General features: G+C 32.0%; 12 protein-coding genes. 3 read left to right on the forward strand and 9 right to left on the reverse strand.

Annotation, left to right across the window (positions count from 1 at the left end; translation table 11 throughout):
• Window positions 1-60 precede the first annotated feature (60 nt).
• The 3 genes from MUN68_RS06310 to MUN68_RS06320 are packed head-to-tail and all read right to left on the reverse strand — an operon-like array spanning window position 61 to window position 3133.
• Entirely contained in the window at window positions 61-1191 is a 1131-nt protein-coding gene (locus MUN68_RS06310; protein WP_249994058.1) for an O-antigen ligase family protein, read from the reverse strand.
• A 15-nt stretch (window positions 1192-1206) separates the two neighbouring features.
• Entirely contained in the window at window positions 1207-2559 is a 1353-nt protein-coding gene (gene murJ, locus MUN68_RS06315) for a murein biosynthesis integral membrane protein MurJ (RefSeq protein ID WP_249994060.1), read from the reverse strand.
• Window positions 2560-2593: 34 nt separating this feature from the next.
• Window positions 2594-3133, reverse strand: coding sequence for a serine O-acetyltransferase (locus MUN68_RS06320; RefSeq protein ID WP_249994062.1), 540 nt, complete (start codon window positions 3131-3133; stop codon window positions 2594-2596).
• A 502-nt stretch (window positions 3134-3635) separates the two neighbouring features.
• On the opposite strand from MUN68_RS06320, the gene MUN68_RS06325 reads away from it, so the two are divergent.
• Window positions 3636-10271 carry a T9SS type A sorting domain-containing protein gene (locus MUN68_RS06325; RefSeq protein ID WP_272792414.1) on the forward strand — a complete coding sequence of 2212 codons (6636 nt, stop codon included), beginning with the start codon at window positions 3636-3638 and terminating at the stop codon, window positions 10269-10271.
• A 78-nt stretch (window positions 10272-10349) separates the two neighbouring features.
• On the opposite strand, the gene MUN68_RS06330 is transcribed toward MUN68_RS06325, so the two are convergent.
• The gene (locus MUN68_RS06330; RefSeq protein ID WP_249994067.1) at window positions 10350-10730 is read right to left on the reverse strand and encodes a hypothetical protein; all 381 of its coding nucleotides are present in this window, start codon (window positions 10728-10730) and stop codon (window positions 10350-10352) included.
• A 27-nt stretch (window positions 10731-10757) separates the two neighbouring features.
• Complete coding sequence (locus MUN68_RS06335; protein WP_249994068.1) at window positions 10758-11957, reverse strand: alanine dehydrogenase; 1200 nt, start codon at window positions 11955-11957, stop codon at window positions 10758-10760.
• 100 nt (window positions 11958-12057) lie between these two features.
• Between MUN68_RS06335 and MUN68_RS06340 the strand changes: the two genes are divergently transcribed.
• Window positions 12058-12657, forward strand: a complete 600-nt coding sequence (locus tag MUN68_RS06340) for a hypothetical protein (RefSeq protein WP_249994070.1) — start codon at window positions 12058-12060, stop codon at window positions 12655-12657.
• A 315-nt stretch (window positions 12658-12972) separates the two neighbouring features.
• Window positions 12973-13281: a hypothetical protein gene (locus MUN68_RS06345; protein WP_249994071.1), complete on the forward strand. Its 309-nt coding sequence runs from the start codon at window positions 12973-12975 to the stop codon at window positions 13279-13281.
• Window positions 13282-13283: 2 nt separating this feature from the next.
• Here the strand turns inward: MUN68_RS06345 and MUN68_RS06350 are convergent, their stop codons facing one another.
• From MUN68_RS06350 to tsaE, 4 genes are all read right to left on the reverse strand, one after another.
• Entirely contained in the window at window positions 13284-13640 is a 357-nt protein-coding gene (locus MUN68_RS06350) for a hypothetical protein (protein ID WP_249994072.1), read from the reverse strand.
• Between the two features lie 191 nt (window positions 13641-13831).
• Entirely contained in the window at window positions 13832-14209 is a 378-nt protein-coding gene (locus MUN68_RS06355; protein ID WP_249994073.1) for a hypothetical protein, read from the reverse strand.
• Between the two features lie 115 nt (window positions 14210-14324).
• The gene (locus tag MUN68_RS06360; protein ID WP_249994074.1) at window positions 14325-14468 is read right to left on the reverse strand and encodes a hypothetical protein; all 144 of its coding nucleotides are present in this window, start codon (window positions 14466-14468) and stop codon (window positions 14325-14327) included.
• Between the two features lie 163 nt (window positions 14469-14631).
• Window positions 14632-15081 (reverse strand): tRNA (adenosine(37)-N6)-threonylcarbamoyltransferase complex ATPase subunit type 1 TsaE, encoded by a 450-nt coding sequence (tsaE, locus tag MUN68_RS06365; protein WP_249994078.1) that lies wholly within the window; start codon window positions 15079-15081, stop codon window positions 14632-14634.
• Window positions 15082-15110 lie beyond the last annotated feature (29 nt).

Here is a 15110-nt window from a genome sequence, read left to right on the forward strand (position 1 = left end):
TGTTAATTTTTTTCCTTAACACAAAAATTAATTAAAAAATCTTCGTTCAAATAAACCATCCTAAATTGAAGTGCTATTTAGTTCTAACTCTTCTTCATTATTGTCAATTGAGTCAGGGTCATCAGTAATGGTAATTTTAAAATACAGCCATAAAGAGACAATTGTAACATGATAGAGTGTGTCAAAATTATGATTTGTAAGTCCTAAAGTTAATAGGGATAATGCTAATAATAGCTGATACGGTTTGGTTTTAAAGTTTTGAAGACTTTTAAAGAACATAAAAAGATAAGTTCCAAGAAAAACTAAAAACGGAAAAAAACCAGCATCACCAAAAACTCTTAAGTAATTATTATGAACTCCAACATCGTATATATAGTCGCTCATAAAAGATTTATAACCGTTACCTACAAAAGGAGATTCGTAAATTTTATCATAATATAAAGCCCAAGTTTCAGTTCTTGAATCTTCGTCTATAGACTGACTGACTTGTCCGTCATCAACTAAGCTATCTAATATTGAAAGTCGTTCTGGGTTTAGCTTTAAACTAGTGGCTACACTTAATAGTAGGAGTATTGCCGCAAATCCGCCAACAAAAATCTTAATGTTATTCTTATTCTGAAAAACAGAAATTAGAAGCATGATTAGCCATAATAAGAAGAACGTTCTAGAAAATGTAAGCGCACCACAAAATGTGCAAATCGACAAACCAATATATTTTAAGGTATTGTTTTTAATAGCAAATGATAGAGCTATTCCTAATAGACAAGCAAAACCTGCCGAGTTTGGATCCAGGAAGAAACCACTATAGCGACCATAGTCTAGTGGGAAAGCTACAGCATTAACAAGAATACTCAAAGCAGCAATTAGAAGAATAATGTATAGTTCAACAATGCTTGTTTTGCGTGCTAATTCACCACCACAAATAATTAAAATAACATATTTAATGAAGTCAATATAGAAATATTTTTCATCAGGAACTTCAACGACACCTGAGATTAAAAAATAAGAAACCGCAAATATTACAAAAGGCCACGCAAATTGATGTTTCTTATTTATTAGATAAAAGAAGAGTAACAAGGCAGTAGTAATATAACTTAATAAACTACCCATTGACGCACCATAACTAAATAGTACAACACTTGGAATGTTACATACTAATAGTATTAAGATAACGTATTTAAATAATTTCATATTGCTACTTACTTTTTAAGTATTAAAAAATTTGGTTTGATTTTTGTTCAAATGTCTAATATAAAAATATAATATAAAACTATTTATTACTGCAACAATAGAAGTCGCTAAAGCAAGGCCGTAAACACCCATTGTCTTGCTAAATATAAAGTTTAAAACAATGTTCAATATTAAACAAAAAACAGCAGCAAAAGCCATGTAGCTGTTTTTATTGATTGATTCAAGAAACCTTACCATAATGATTGTCACGATATAAGCTGGTATTTGCAATAAATATAACTGTTGAATTTTTGATACTATAATAGTATCGTCTGATGTAAAAGCATTTCTTTCAAAAATGAGCGTTATTAATGGTGTCGAAAGAAGTACAAGTATTAGAGCAATACTTCCACTACCAATAACCAGAAACTTTAAAATACGCTGTAGTTCAATAAATGCTCGTTCTCGGTTTTCTGCTACTTTTTTTGAAAAATACGGAAGTAACACGTTTCCTAATGCTAGAGTGATTATACCAATAGCAAACATAGGAATTTTAACACCATAATTAAGTGCTGCAATCGAACCAATAATTAGTTGTGCTCCAAAATACTGATCTACTATAGAATTAGCTCCTGTTAGGATATTAGCCGATAATTTAGCTGGTAACTGTTTAAAGACTTCTTTTATGTTTTTTGATAGAAAATCTGGTTTTTTTAGATGAATTATTTTTCTTCTTAATGCGACTATCAGAAGAAATAAGAAATTTAAAAAACTTCCAATTAGAGTTCCTATAGCCAAGACTAAGCTCCCTAATTCCTCTTTAAAAAAGTACACACAAGTAATGATGGCGATTGGAGTGAAAATAATACTCATCGAAGAAAAAGTAAATTCATCATCTATGGTGAGAAGACCATTAATCATTGAAGAAAGTCCCCAAAATAACAAACACGGAATTAGATAATAAAACTGTGTTTTAATTAAAGCGTAGTATGCTGGTGTATGACCACTAAAAAAAGTCTCGAGATAAACATCAGTAAATAATGTTGCAATTAGACCAAATAATAATGCAACACCAAGGGTTACTAAAAAACAAGTACTTTGAAAAGCACCTATATCTTTATTGCTTCGCAATTCAATAATATAATTAGGAACAAATACACTTTTAAAACCATCTAAAAAGACATTACTCATAAATCCTGGTATCAGTATGGCTATATAAAAAGTATCTAAAAGTTCAGATAGACCAAAACTATCTGCAATGACAATCTCTTTGAAGAAACCTAAGCCTTTTGCTAGTAACGTAATAACTCCAACTATAATAACATTTGTTATTGTGGCATTATTAAGGCCTTTTTTAATAAGTTGTTTAAGATTGAATTTAGGATTCAAGAGTCAATATGATTAGTTAGTTTCAAAATAGATATTAAGATAAAATATTGTTTATATAACCTAAAGTAGGATTATCTCTATTAATTATTTTAGCAGGATTACCTAAGACAATAGAACCTTCAGGAACATCAAAATTAACATAAGCATTTGGTGCTATTAAAACATTGTTGGCAATCGTTATGTTGCCAACGATTACTGCTCCTGTTCCAATCCAAACCATATCTCCAATAGTTGGGACGCCTTTTAACTTACCTCTGTTGGCTTGTCCAATTGTAATATTATGTGCGATATTGCAATTCTTACCTATTGTCGCTTTTTCATTGATTACGATGGTGCCAAAATGGCCTATATAGAAACCTTCTCCAATAGAAGTAGACACAGGGATTTGAAAACCATACTTATGACTCAGTCTTCTAACAATAAAATGAAAGAAAAGTCCTAGAAATGATCTTTTCTTATGTACAGCAGCTTTTCGTAGGAAATACATATACCTAAAACCAGGCTCCTTAAACCCTAAGAGGATTGAGGTTTGTTTTCCATATCTATACAAATCAGCTTTTATATTTCTCATCATATATTTTGTCTCTTGTACTTTTAATTGCTGGTTGTAAATATATATAAGACACGAATGTAATTAATTTTTCAAACACACTCAACTCTTAACTAATGGATTTGATGAAATGGTTTTTAAAAGGTATGAAATACGTTTTATGATTTTTTTTGTTTCTATAATTTTATTTATGTGCATCAAATTCAGAGTATCATAATATTCCTTTTATTTTTATTTTTATGTATCTATTTGTTTATCAACATGTTATGTGTTTTGTTTTTACCTAAAATTCCTACAAGTGTTAAAGTTTGGTATTTAAACGTCTTTTTTACGCCATTCATCGTAATTATATTGTTCTAATATATTTCCCCAGTTTGTACTTAGTATTTGTATCAATTTTCATATTGTGTAAGAATAAATTTACTAAATATTGCATTTTATCGAATAATTAGTACTTTAAACGTTAAATAAAACAATTTTTTTATAGATTGACCAAATAATTTAGTGCCCCAAATATTAATAGCAAATGAAAACCCCAAAATCCCTATGCCAAATTATTGGCAGTAAGAAGTATTGCATAAAGTATATATGTACGATCTTATTTTTATTTTTTAGTATTAATTCTTTTTCTCAAACTCTAGCTTTTCCTTCAGTTGAAGGTGGTGGTTCTTACACCACAGGCGGAAGAGGAGGTATAGTGGTAAAAGTTACAACGCTTAATGATAGTGGACCTGGTAGTTTAAGAGAAGCTCTTATGATGACTGTTCCAAGAATTATTGTTTTTGAAGTAAGTGGAAACATTGTTTTAAATAGTAGAATAGAACTTATTTTAGAGAATTCAAACTTTACTGTTGCTGGGCAATCAGCTCCTGAAGGAGGAATTACTTTAACCAATGACATCTTTCGAATGGGAGGAGGATGGGGAAGACCTTCTGAACCATGTAATAATGGAATATTTAGACACATTCGATTTAGAAATGCTAGATATGATGGTTCTTCTGATAATCCACAACATAACGGTTTTCTAAGTCCTGGTGCTGTAGGTCTTGTATTAGACCATTGTTCGTTTAGTTTTAATGATGATCAAGCAATTGGGATGTCTGGGCATTATGGTGATCTATTAAATGTCACAGTTCAGAATTGTATGTTTTCTGAAAATGCTACAGGAATTATCGCTGGACATAGTGAGCCTTACGATCAAGGTAATATGACTTTTGCTAACAACCTTTTTATCGACCAAACTCATAGAACTCCAAATATTAGTGGTAATCTACAATATGATGTTATTAATAATGTAATGTTTAATTGGAATTCAAGATTATGCACAGTGAATATAAATAGTCCTGATATTAATTATATCGGTAATTATTTAAGAGAAGGAGAGCATACGCATACTGGATCGACTAATCAGGTGCAAGTAAATACAGGTACAGTTCCTTCAATTTATACAGCTAATAATTATCATAGTACATATTATACAACACCACAATTAGATGATCGGGATTTATGGCAACTATTTGTTAATACAGGTGCTGTTCCATCAAATATGTTTACAACTACGATGCATCCTTTACTTCCAAATACTAATGTGTTATCTGCTGCTGACGCGTATAATGCCGTTTTAGCAGATGTTGGAGCAAATAAATTTCTAAATGCTGATGGTAGTTTTGGTACTTACCTGGATAGTTATGACACTTTAAAAATATCTAACGTTCAAAATAATATCAGTAGTAATCCTTATAATAAAAATTGGACACTGCCAACTTTACCAAATAACACAAGACCTACTGATTATGATACTGATAATGATGGAATGGCAGATCTTTGGGAGACAAACACTTTTGGTGATTTATCTAGTACATCTAGTGAAGATGCTGATAATGATGGTTATACGAATATAGAAGAATTTTTAAATGGAACTGATGCTGTTCAAGGTACAACCGGAATTACAGCTGATGCTGGGAATGATGTATCCATCTGCGAAGGAGCATCAACAACACTTACAGCAAGTGGTGGAGATAGTTATCAATGGAGTACTGGTGCAACAACAGAAAGTATTGATGTAAATCCAAATTTTACTACAACGTATACTGTGACAGCTTTTGATGTTACAGGATCAAATTCAGATACAGATGATGTGGAAGTGACAGTGAATCCTATTCCAGTTGCTAACGCAGGAAATGATGTTGAAACGTGTCAAGGTGTTCCTATAACGTTAACAGCAAATGGTGGTTCAGGTTATTTATGGAATACTGGTGCTACTACACAAAACATAACTGTAAACCCAAATACTACAACTACGTATTCAGTAGAAGTGTCCCAAAATGGATGTACAAGTGAAATAGATGAAGTCATTGTAACGGTAAATCCATTACCTTCAGTTGATGCAGGTTTTGATTTGACAATTAATTATGGAGAATCAACGACATTAACTGCAAATGGTGCAGACACATATTTATGGAATACAGGCGAAACAACTCAAAGCATTATAGTAAATCCAACAATTGAAACCACATATACTGTCACAGGCACAACTAATACCTGCCAAAATACAGATTCCGTAACGGTTTTTCTAATAGGCAGCGAAGTAGTTGCCAATGCAGGAGAAAATCAAACGATTTGCAATGGATCAGAAACTACATTAATCGCTACAGGAGGAGCTGCTTATGTTTGGAACACTGGAGAGACGACTGCGAGTATTGATGTTAGTCCATCTAACACTACAATATATACTGTTACTGCTTTTGATAGTACAGGAACTGTTTCAGATACAGATGATGTTACTGTAACTGTAAACGAATTACCAATTGCTGATGCAGGAAATGATGTTGAAACCTGTCAAGGCACTTCGGTAGTTTTAACAGCTTCAGGAGGTACTAGTTATTTATGGAATACAGGTGAAACGACTCAAAGTATAAATGTGACTCTTAATACTACAACTACGTATACAGTAGAAGTGTCCCAAAATGGATGTACAAGTGAAATAGATGAAGTCATTGTAACGGTAAATCCATTACCTTCAGTTGATGCAGGTTTTGATTTGACAATTAATTATGGAGAATCAACGACATTAACTGCAAATGGTGCAGACACATATTTATGGAATACAGGCGAAACAACTCAAAGCATTATAGTAAATCCAACAATTGAAACCACATATACTGTCACAGGCACAACTAATACCTGCCAAAATACAGATTCCGTAACGGTTTTTCTAATAGGCAGCGAAGTAGTTGCCAATGCAGGAGAAAATCAAACGATTTGCAATGGATCAGAAACTACATTAATCGCTACAGGAGGAGCTGCTTATGTTTGGAACACTGGAGAGACGACTGCGAGTATTGATGTTAGTCCATCTAATACTACAATATATACTGTTACTGCTTTTGATAGTACAGGAACGGTTTCAGATACAGATGATGTTACTGTAACTGTAAACGAATTACCAATTGCTGATGCAGGAAATGATGTTGAAACCTGTCAAGGCACTTCGGTAGTTTTAACAGCTTCAGGAGGTACTAGTTATTTATGGAATACAGGTGAAACGACTCAAAGTATAAATGTGACTCTTAATACTACAACTACGTATTCAGTAGAAGTGACACATAATAATTGTTCAAGTAATGATGACGTTATCGTAACAGTAAATCCTTTGCCAAATATTAATGCAGGTTTAGATGTCATTATTTCTGAAGGAGAAAGTACAACATTAACAGCAACTGGTGCTGATACGTTTGTATGGAACACTGGAGAAACAACACAAAGTATTATCGTAAGTCCATCAAGTACTATTACGTATTCAGTAACTGGATTCTCAAATGGTTGTGAAGCCACTGATGACGTTATTGTAATTGTAGAAACAGAAGCCGTAAACGCTAATGCAGGAGTTGATGTAAGTATTTGTCAAGGAGAGTCAACAACCCTTACAGCTTCAGGAGGAGCAACCTATTTATGGAATACAGGTGAAACAACTTCTAGTATTGATGTAAATCCAAATAATACGTCAACATATAATGTTACAGTTTTTAATACCTTAGGAAACGCTTCAGATACAGATGATGTGACAGTAAGTGTTTTAGGATTACCAAATATAGATGCAGGATCAAATGTATCGATTAATCAAGGAGATACAATAACACTCACAGCTTCTGGTGCTGCAACGTATTTATGGAGCACAGGAGACGATACCGCAAGTATTGAAGTGTCACCAGTTTCAGAAACGACATATACAGTAACAGGATATTCAAATGCTGGTTGTGAAGCGACAGATGATGTTACAGTATTTATAGAAACAGAAGGTGTAACTGCCAATGCAGGAACAGATGTAAGTATTTGTATAGGAGAAACAACAACCCTTACAGCTTCAGGAGGAGCAACCTATTTATGGAATACAGGTGAAACAACTTCTAGTATTGATGTAAATCCAAATAATACGTCAACATATAATGTTACAGTTTTTAATACCTTAGGAAACGCTTCAGATACAGATGATGTGACAGTAAGTGTTTTAGGATTACCAAATATAGATGCAGGATCAAATGTATCGATTAATCAAGGAGATACAATAACACTCACAGCTTCTGGTGCTGCAACGTATTTATGGAGCACAGGAGACGATACCGCAAGTATTGAAGTGTCACCAGTTTCAGAAACGACATATACAGTAACAGGATATTCAAATGCTGGTTGTGAAGCGACAGATGATGTTACAGTATTTATAGAAACAGAAGGTGTAACTGCCAATGCAGGAACAGATGTAAGTATTTGTATAGGAGAAACAACAACCCTTACAGCTTCAGGAGGAGCAACCTATTTATGGAATACAGGTGAAACAACTTCTAGTATTGATGTAAATCCAAATAATACGTCAACATATAATGTTACAGTTTTTAATACCTTAGGAAACGCTTCAGATACAGATGATGTGACAGTAAGTGTTTTAGGATTACCAAATATAGATGCAGGATCAAATGTATCGATTAATCAAGGAGATACAATAACACTCACAGCTTCTGGTGCTGCAACGTATTTATGGAGCACAGGAGACGATACCGCAAGTATTGAAGTGTCACCAGTTTCAGAAACGACATATACAGTAACAGGATATTCAAATGCTGGTTGTGAAGCGACAGATGATCTTACAGTATTTATAGAAACAGAAGGTGTAACTGCCAATGCAGGAACAGATGTAAGTATTTGTATAGGAGAAACAACAACCCTTACAGCTTCAGGAGGAGCAACCTATTTATGGAATACAGGAGCAACAACTTCTAGTATTGATGTAAATCCAAATAATACGTCAACATATAGTGTTACAGTTTTTAATACCTTAGGAAACGCTTCAGATACAGATGATGTAACAGTAAGTGTTTTAGGATTACCAAATATAGATGCAGGATCAAATGTATCGATTAATCAAGGAGATACAATAACACTCACAGCTTCTGGTGCTGCAACGTATTTATGGAGCACAGGAGACGATACCGCAAGTATTGAAGTGTCACCAGTTTCAGAAACGACATATACAGTAACAGGATATTCAAATGCTGGTTGTGAAGCGACAGATGATGTTACAGTATTTATAGAAACAGAAGGTGTAACTGCCAATGCAGGAACAGATGTAAGTATTTGTATAGGAGAAACAACAACCCTTACAGCTTCAGGAGGAGCAACCTATTTATGGAATACAGGAGCAACAACTTCTAGTATTGAGGTTAGCCCTAATTCAACATCAACCTATTCTGTAACGGTTTTTAATACCTTAGGAACCAATTCAGATTCAGACGATGTAACTGTTGAGGTAAATGCTATTCCTGTTGCAAATGCAGGTAATGATATTGAGATTTGTCAAAGTTCAACAGTAATATTAACAGCTTCAGGAGGAACTAGTTATTTATGGAATACTGGTGAAACTACACAAAGTATAAATGTGTCGCCAAATGTTACAACTTCTTATTCTGTAGAAGTCATACAAAATAATTGTTCTAGTAATGATGACGTTATTGTAATAGTAAACCCTTTGCCAAATATTGATGCAGGAATAGATCTTACTATTGATGAAGGAGAAAGTACAATGTTAACAGCTACAGGTGCAGATACATATTTATGGAACACTGGAGAAACGACGCAAACCATAGAAGTTAATCCGTTAGTAACAACAGCTTATTCTGTCACAGGGTTTTTAAATGCTTGTGAAGCCACAGATGAGGTTTTAGTAACTGTAGAGCCATTTGTGTTTACTGCTGATGCTGGTTTAGATCAGTTTATTTGTGAAGATACATCTACAACACTTACAGCTTCTCAAGGAGATGCTTATTTATGGAATACAGGAGAAACAACTCAAAGTATTGTTGTTAGTCCTTGGGCATCAGAAACCTTTACTGTTACTGTATTTGAAGGTGATGATCAAGCTCAAGATGATGTAACAGTTTTTGTGAATCTTAATCCAGATGTTGTAATTATGAATGGAGGAGAAGTAACAATTCTTGAAGGCGAGTTTATAACGCTTTCTGCAAGTGGAGCAAATACTTACGAATGGAACAATGGTGCAACCCAACCAAACATTGCTGTTAGTCCAACATTATCAACAACGTTCTCTGTAAGAGGGTATATTAACAATTGTTCTGATGATAAATCAATTACAGTAAATGTGGTAGAACAGGTTATAGCTTATGCAGGAGAAGATCAATTTACTTGTGTTAATGAAACGGTAACACTTACTGCCAATGGAGGTGAAGAGTATTTATGGAGTACAGGAGAAACAACTCAAAGTATAAATGTAACTCCTGGAATTGATACAGAATATTCAGTTTTAGTGTATAATGCATTATCTTCAGATGAAGCAACAGTTACAGTTTATGTTAATGATTGTAGTCCTGTAGAAATTCCGCAAACCGAACAAGAATTTAATTTCTTAATTTACCAAGATGTTAATGCAGATGTACTTAAGTTTCACATTTCAGGAATGGATAGAGTAGATGTTGATCAAATCGAAATATATGATATTACAGGTAAAATTGTTTATAGAGAACAAATAAGAGTTAAAGAGAATATACATTATTTAGAAAAAGAAATTAATAGCTCTCAATTATCTAGAGGTATTTATATTGTTCGACTTCTTTATGATGATACAGAACTAGTGAAAAAAATCCCGATAAGATAATTTTTATTTTGTGTTAGTCAAAAATACCAATAGATCTTTTTAGTATCTATTGGTATTTTTAATTTAAACTATCATTAATTAATAGCTCTCTACAAATTTAAGAGTTAAAACAGTCGCTGTAGAATCACAATTCTTAATGCGTAATTCTACGTCTTTATCTTCAAAAGAGTTTTCGATAAGATAAGTTTTACAACCTTCGGCTTTAGTTTCACTTTTTGAAAAGTTAACGTCACCAGTTTTGATAAGATTAGAGATCATCAATGTATCTATGCTATAATTAGTCATAGCTACTTTTGCAACATCAGTATAGGTTCTCTTTTTTATCATTATATTTTTTATGGTTCTTGCATCAGGACCATAATCGCATGACGTTTTTTTTCCGCTTAAAAAAAAAGCAAGTACAACAAGTCCAATTGAGAAGCCACCTAAGTAGTAGCCAATTCGGTGTATTAATTTCATAAATGAAGCTTAAATGTTCTGTATTTATTAGAAGATTAACAAGTTAACATCGCTACAGTCTAGATCAAACCAATCTGCAACAGATTTGTTAGTTAAAATTCCGTGGTAAAAGTACAACCCATTTTTTAAACCACGATCAAATCGGATGGCATTTTCAATTCCTCCATCTTCAGCAATTTTAAGTAAATAAGGTGTAAAAATATTACTAATAGACACAGAAGCTGATCTTGAATAACGTGCAGGAATATTTGGAACACAATAATGTGTCACGCCATTATATTCAAAAGTTGGTTTATCGTGGTTGGTAACTTCGCTAGTTTCAAAACATCCACCCATATCAATACTCACATCGATAATTACTGCTCCATTTTTCATGGTATCTACCATAGGCTCAGTAACGATTACAGGAGATCTATTTTTTCCTCTAACTGCTCCAATAGCTACATCACAACGTTTTAAGGCTTTAATTAAATTCTTAGGTTGTAATGTAGAGGTGTAAATGGTGCGTCCTAAACTAGATTGGAGGCAGCGTAATTTTGTAATTGAATTGTCAAATACTTTTACATTTGCGCCTAAGCCAATTGCAGAACGTGCGGCAAATTCACCAACTGTACCTGCACCAATTATAACGACTTCAACAGGTGGAACACCACTTATGTTGCCAAACATTAAACCATTACCACCATTAACGTTTGAAAGTAGTTCTGAAGCAATTAAAATAGAAGCTGTACCAGCAATTTCACTTAATGAGCGCACTGCAGGATAGGCTCCATCTTCATCTTTTATAAATTCGAAAGCCAAAGCTGTAATGCGTTTTGATGCTAAAGCTTCGAAATATTTTTTATGCTGTGTTTTAAGTTGCAATGCAGAAATAAGTATGGTCTGCGGATTAATGAGTTTTATTTCGTCTAAAGAAGGAGGTTCTACCTTTAGGATTATAGGGCATGAAAATACCTTAGCTGTATCTTTAGTGACTTCAGCTCCAGCTTCGCTATAGGTTTTATCTTTAAAATTAGCGCCTTTTCCAGCTCCAGATTCAATCATAACGCGATTTCCGTTGGCAACTAATGCAGAAACTGCATCAGGAGTGAGGCAAACACGTTTTTCTTGAAAGTAAGTTTCTTTAGGGATACCAATAAATAAACTGCCTTTTTGTTTTAAGATTTCTAGGGTTTCTTCCTGTGGAAGTAATTGTGCTTTGGTAAAAGGAGATCTTGATTTACTCATTTAGCTTTGAATTGAAAATTCAAATTACAAATAATAATTGTAATAGTTAACATAAAAATTTATATATTAGATGTAGATAATTTTCTATATTTATAGGTATATGAAAGATTTTAAGTTAAAGGATGTGCTGATTTCGATTTTGATTGTTTCGGTGACATTGCTTTATTTTGGAGATAAGTATTTAGATTTGGAAGGTGTGAAAACTTTTATGTTTTTAGGATTTGAGATTGATAGTTTTGGGTTTTTAGATATTTCAGATTTAATCTTTTTTTCAAAGATGAAAGTATTAATTTTGGTTTTCTCAATTACTTGGTATTTGACATGTAGACACTGGTGGAGACCTGTTATTTTAATCATAATCATAATCGAGTTATTCAAACTTGCAAGTATATTTAATTCAAATAATACCATGTTCGATGAAATTGAGTTTATAATAAGTCTACCTTTTACAATACCTCTTATTATAATACTGCTTTTGTTTTCTTTGAAAATTAATAAGTATAGACTTTATAGTGAGGTTCGCAATAATCTAGATGAAGAGATAGATGATGTCTTTTATAATCTAAATAAAGAAAATTATAATGAACTAGAAAAGTTAAAGATAGAAACTATAAATGCTAAAAAGGCTTATTTTAATAGTGATAAAGAAACATATGTGAAAAAGCTTATAGATATTAGAAATCAGTTTTATAAATTATGAGATATGCGAACATTAAATAATTTTTTTATTATCAAAAACCTTAAAAAAGATTTAATTATATTATTTGTTATAATTCTTTTGCCATTTGTTTTTTTTGCACATAAGATAGCTCCTCAAACTCAGGTTTGGAGTAATAGTCTGTTTACAATAGATTTTGGAGATTATTATAATAGCGCCAAATATTTTGTTTGGTTTATTTCTTTGAAAATATTCACTTTATCTATGCTTTCTATTTGGTTTTTTACTTGTAAAAATATTTGGAGATACATTTTGTTTATTCCAATGACAGCTGAAATTTATAAATTATATTCTTTAATGAAAATATTAGAATTTAACGTTGATTATATACCTGAATTTTCAGTTACTTTACTATTTTCAATTCCTTATTTAATTTTTATATTATTGATATCAAAAACAATAGGCTATTATAAACATTCAAGACCATTTACTAAAACAGTAAATAATGAAATAAACATTCAACTTCTCAAAATAGCAAAGTTTGATTCTAAAAATTATAAATCAGTGAAAAAAGAATTAATAGTTTTGCTTAATAATAAAAATAGTATGCAGAAAAAGGAATATTTAAAAAAATTAATAGCCTTAAGAGATAAAATCACTATATAATTCTATTTCTTTAAATCTTCAATCTCTTTTAATATCTCATCTAAAAGTGCTTTCTTTTCGTCAGACCATTTAGATTTCAATTTATTATCGATATAAGCTTCAATTTCTCGATTGGTTCTTACTTTAGGCTTTTGTTGTTCACTAATAAACATGTCGCCTTTACCTGTAATAAGCCAAACAAGATTGACTTGAGGATATTCTTTGACGATACGTTCTATCACATCACTTCCTACAGAAGCGTTGTTTTTTTGCATTCGTAAAATATAACCATTGGCTGTACCAATAGAAATATCAAATTGTCGAGCACTTAATTTCAATTCTGAAATTAGATCAATAATACGATGTACTGTTTTACTCATTGTTATATAGGGATTAATATAGAGTAAATTATAAACTATAATTTTTACAAATGTAATTTTTTTATCTGATATATTATATTTGTGTAGTTTTTTTTCTACGTTATGATATTTATTATCAAATGAACTGAATTGATTATAATAAAAAACACAGCTAAATTAGAGCTGTGTTTTTTTTATATAATTTATTTTTTTTAGAAATACTGTTTTATTTTTCCCATAAAAGAGGTAGGCTTAATCATAAACTCTTCTTCGAGTTCTTGCATGGTTTTATCCGCATCATTAATTTGATTAAACATTCTTGCTCTTAACAAATAAATTGATGGTATAACAATTGCCATTACTGGTACTAAATAAATCAATTCAAATTTATCTATAAATCCAATATTATCATTGAACATACCAATAATTTGAAATACATACATAGCAATCGGAACTAAAAGCGCATGGTACCACCAATGCCGATTAGTAAAGAACCATATGAAAAGAAGAGATAAAGGGATTAGTTTATTTACTAAAACCCATATTGCAAAATTAGCATCTCCCCAACTTTTACTATCGTATGTAAACAAGAAAGTGTCCCAAACTTGAGTTTGAGGGACACTTTCATATAAGTAAAATAAATACGGAGTAATACCAATAAAAGTGGCGATTATACTCCCTACTAAAATAGATTTAGTATCGGTCTTACCCGTTACTTGGAATCGTTTTAGCTTTTTTTGCAATTTCAGTTTTAACTTGTCCATCTAAATTGATTAAATCAGTTGCTTGTGCTGTGAACGCAAATCCACCAATAATCGCAATGGCTAATACATACTTTTTTGTTTTCATAATATAAGGGATTAATTAATTAATAGTTCAAAGATACTTCAAGATAGCAGTTTTGAACAGTTAAACGAGTGTTAAAAACAGTTCGATTAATCGCCTTATGGTTACGGTTTTTCCGTACTTGCCAGTAAATATGCGGTGTAAAGTGGGTTATTTATTTCTGCATTTAGCAGAGCTCATAAGCAGGTTTTTTTGTTAATAATTCGTTTTGGCTCAATTTGAGGGTTCTTGAGATCTTATTATTATCTTTTATGGTTATCTCACATACATCTTCTGGAAGTAAGTTTGATACCTTTTCTGGCCATTCTATAAATAACCAATTGTTGTCATTATTGAAATAGTCTTCAAAACCAAAATTTAAGGCTTCCATCTCATCTTCTATGCGATACATATCAAAATGAAAAATGCTTCCGTTTTTAGACTCATATTCGTTAACTATTGAAAATGTTGGACTCGTCACATCATCAGTACTTCCTAATGATTTAACCATAGCTTTGATGAGTGTTGTTTTTCCAACACCCATTTCGCCATGAAACAATACAATTCTAGAATTGATTTGCTCTAAAAGCTTAGTCGTTACTGACTCTAACTCAGTTATGTTATAATCTATTTCCACAGTTTATATGCTAAATATTTTACTCAAAG

It is taken from the genome of Psychroserpens ponticola (genome assembly GCF_023556315.2).
GTDB lineage: Bacteria > Bacteroidota > Bacteroidia > Flavobacteriales > Flavobacteriaceae > Psychroserpens > Psychroserpens ponticola.

Coding starts and splice junctions, on each gene's coding strand:
- MUN68_RS06310 (WP_249994058.1), bottom strand. CDS start 1,191: ATGAAATTATTTAAATACGTTATCTTAATACTATTAGTATGTAACATT.
- MUN68_RS06320 (WP_249994062.1), bottom strand. CDS start 3,133: ATGATGAGAAATATAAAAGCTGATTTGTATAGATATGGAAAACAAACC.
- MUN68_RS06325 (WP_272792414.1), top strand. CDS start 3,636: ATGAAAACCCCAAAATCCCTATGCCAAATTATTGGCAGTAAGAAGTAT.
- MUN68_RS06330 (WP_249994067.1), bottom strand. CDS start 10,730: ATGAAATTAATACACCGAATTGGCTACTACTTAGGTGGCTTCTCAATT.
- MUN68_RS06335 (WP_249994068.1), bottom strand. CDS start 11,957: ATGAGTAAATCAAGATCTCCTTTTACCAAAGCACAATTACTTCCACAG.
- MUN68_RS06340 (WP_249994070.1), top strand. CDS start 12,058: ATGAAAGATTTTAAGTTAAAGGATGTGCTGATTTCGATTTTGATTGTT.
- MUN68_RS06345 (WP_249994071.1), top strand. CDS start 12,973: ATGAAAATATTAGAATTTAACGTTGATTATATACCTGAATTTTCAGTT.
- MUN68_RS06350 (WP_249994072.1), bottom strand. CDS start 13,640: ATGAGTAAAACAGTACATCGTATTATTGATCTAATTTCAGAATTGAAA.
- MUN68_RS06360 (WP_249994074.1), bottom strand. CDS start 14,468: ATGAAAACAAAAAAGTATGTATTAGCCATTGCGATTATTGGTGGATTT.